At 29.9% G+C, this 3,488-nt stretch carries 4 protein-coding genes; all 4 read right to left on the reverse strand.

Annotated features, from left to right (window positions below):
• The coding region (locus COL3_RS25570; protein ID WP_143327571.1) for an FprA family A-type flavoprotein at window positions 1-491 on the reverse strand (491 nt) is incomplete at its 3' end.
• 316 nt (window positions 492-807) lie between these two features.
• Window positions 808-1,371 carry a Uma2 family endonuclease gene (locus COL3_RS25575; RefSeq protein ID WP_008421910.1) on the reverse strand — a complete coding sequence of 188 codons (564 nt, stop codon included), beginning with the start codon at window positions 1,369-1,371 and terminating at the stop codon, window positions 808-810.
• A 230-nt stretch (window positions 1,372-1,601) separates the two neighbouring features.
• Entirely contained in the window at window positions 1,602-2,477 is an 876-nt protein-coding gene (locus tag COL3_RS25580; RefSeq protein WP_008421908.1) for a 50S ribosomal protein L11 methyltransferase, read from the reverse strand.
• 234 nt (window positions 2,478-2,711) lie between these two features.
• On the reverse strand, window positions 2,712-3,488 hold a 777-nt coding region (locus COL3_RS25585), incomplete at its 5' end, for a flavodoxin domain-containing protein (RefSeq protein ID WP_143327572.1).

Raw genomic sequence — 3,488 nt, forward strand, 5'->3', positions numbered from 1 at the left:
CAAGTAACTAAAGTCTTATCTTCTTCAATATATGTATACATTGTATCAGGCCAATGCAAATTTGGTAGAAGCATGAAACGTAAAGTTTTATCTCCTAATTCTAAAACATCGTTTTCCTTTACTGCAATGCTATAAAAATCACGATTTACAATATTCTTTAAAAAGCCTATTGCAACTTGAGTTCCAACGATTTTGATATTAGGATTTATTTCGATTAACTTTTCTATGCTTCCTGCATGATCAGGTTCTGTATGATTTACTATAATATAATCAATATCTTTAATATCAACTAATTTATTTAACGCCTTTAAATACCCATCAAAGAACTTAACCTTAGCAGTCTCAAATAATACAGTCTTTTCGCTTGTCTTGAGTAAATAAGAATTATAGGACGTCCCAAATTCTGTCTCCATCACTATATCAAATACCCTTAACTCTGGATCTAATACTCCAGTCCAATAGAAGTTCTTTTTTAATTCCAATATCTCCATATAAAATCCCTCCCTAAATATTCATCTATATGAAAATATTATACATTGTTTTATGTATAAACAGTATTATTATGTAAAAAATATTTTAAAAATCGCTTATTTGCATAACTGTATTTAAATACATCTCATGTTAATGTTAATCCAGATGAAGCTGTAATTAAAACCAAATTTAAATACATTAACTATGTTGTTATCCTATGGTTACATGTACTTATTGTACGTACTCACTTATCAAAAATAAAATCGAGTAGTAATAAATTTAATTCAAATTTATTACTACTCGATTTTTAATGCTAATCATGATGTTTTTGCCATTCTAGAATAACTCTTCTATATCAACTTCAAATTCTTCAAAAAGTTTTGATTTAACAATCCCTGTTTCAGTTTTAACTATACTTTGTTCATACATTTTATCTTTGTTTAGTGTATATAACATAACAGTATTCAATATAGGATTAACTATCCAATATTCATTTACACCATATTTCATATATATATTTAATTTCGTAACTAAATCGTGAGATTGATTTGACGGGCTTAATATTTCTATTATTAGGCTTGGTACCCCTATATACTTATTATCTGTAAAACCACTCTTATCACATATTACTGATAAATCAGGAATTACTAACTTTTCTCCTTCAATATCATCATTTTTTAATAATATATCGAAAGGTGCATGGAATACTTCACAATTTGTTCCTTCCAATATACTATATAGCTTTGCATGTAGTTTACTTGATATTCTTTGATGTTTAGTAGATGGTGATGGTGACATATATACAATACCATCTATATACTCTAATATATTATCACTTTTTTCCCTAAGCTTTAGATAATCCTCGTATGATAATTTTGTATTCTTAATCACTGGTTCCACTAAAATCACTCCTATCATTACTATATCAATAAATATAATTTATTTTCATATCAGCCGCCCTAAGTCTTATTTCATTACACAGTCCCAAAATATATAATTTTTGTTATCTACATTATATCATTATTTAAAAGGCTTTTACTATATAAAAACACTTGACAGTCCTGTTGTGTCAATCTTTTAACACAGAAATTGCTTAGGTTCAATTTTAGGTATTTCCTTTATCCATTTATTTATGCTCCTTTTTTTAAAATCATAGTCACCCATTCATTTGTTTTAGTGCTCTTTAAAAGATTGTATCCTTGACTTTTTAATTCTTCAAGTATTGTGTCACTGCTCCATTCTACTAAGCCAGATACAAACAACTTCCCATTATTTTTTAAAACCCTATTAATAAACTCCATTGAAGATAATGTTTCATCTCCACCTATGTTGATAAATACTACATCAAATTTATTATTAACTCCTAAATCCTTAGAAGTAACATCAGCAACAACTACTTCTACATTATTTATATTGTTAAGGTTAGCATTATGTAAAACTTCCTCTGTTACGTCTCTTATATCTAACGCAACTATATGCTCTGCATTTTTTAGGCCAGCTGCTATGCTTAATATACCTGATCCTGTACCCAAATCAAGGACAGTAAGCTTTGAAAAATCCTCTTCTAATATATATCTAAGCAAATCCTGAGTAGTTTCATGGAGACCTGTTCCAAAAGATCCCTGGGACTCAAAATTAATTTTCATCAGATTATCATCAACTGCAGAATCCGGCTCAGCGATTATCCAGCCATTATTTAGATCTACAGGCTCAAAAGGTTCCTGCCAATTATCATCTTTTAGTTGTGCTAAATTTATATTTCCTTCAATATCAAGAATTTCTTTTATTTCATTAATATATTCATTGCACTCCTCTATACTTTCACATTCAGGAAAAACTTTTAACTCTATGATTTCATTTTCCTTCTCGCAAAAACCATAACCGTTTGAATCAACAGTTACCTCATATGGTGCATCGTAATACGTATAGTATAAACCTATAGCTATAAGCTTATCTTGCACTGTTTCAATTTCAGAATATTTTACTGGAAATGATATTTCAAACATTGTTTCACCTCTATAATTTTTTAATTCAAACATAATTAAAATTAGGACTTATACCATAAGCCCTAATTTAAGTAATTACTATTACTAATTTTTATCCGATAGCTAGCATCCGTAACAACCCACTTATTTAAGTTGGAGATAACGGCTGCACGCTCCTGGACATTGTGCCCCCTGAGGGTATAAGTTCAACTAAGATTCATATGGGAATCAAACCCCATCTGAATCAAGTTTCACTTAATTTGGATTTTCTTTATTTAAAAGGATACATCCAAAATTATATCCATAATTATATGCTTCAGTTAATTCATTATCACTTGGCTTAAATTTTACTCTAAATCCTTCGTCAACAACCTTCATTCTAAGCTGCTTTAATCTTTCTATAATATGAGGAACAGCTTCCCCACTCCATCCATAACTTCCAAAAGCACTTGCAAGCTTATTAGCATGAGTTCTTGCAAAGATTGAAGTAGTTAGATCCCAAATCGGTTTTAAGGCTTCACCTACTATTGTTGGAGTACCAAATAAAATACCATCGGCAAATTCAAGCTCCTCAAGTACCTTTCCTTGATCAGATTCCACCATATCATAAGCTCTAACATCTATATCTCCGCTGGCTTTAATTCCTTCAGCTATTTTGTAAGCTAATTCTTTTGTATATCCGTACGCACTTACGTATGGTATAATGACTGTCTTTCTTGGGTTTGGATTTGGAACATTAGACCATTTTTTATAGTATTCCATAATTTCATCAATTCTACAATCAACTACCGGACCATGTCCTGTGCAAATCATATCAATTTCTAAATCCTTTATTCTATCTAAAGCCTTTATCATAAATGGATTCTTAAAAGGTCCAATGATGCAATCGAAATAATACTTTAACGCTCTTAAATAACCTTCATTATCTGTAACTTTGCTTAGTAAAATTCCATCAAAACTATAATGTGAACCAAAGGAATCACAAGTAACTAAAGTCTTATCTTCTTCAATATATGTATACATTGTATCAGG

Source organism: Clostridium sp. LS (genome assembly GCF_002760435.1).
GTDB lineage: Bacteria > Bacillota > Clostridia > Clostridiales > Clostridiaceae > Clostridium.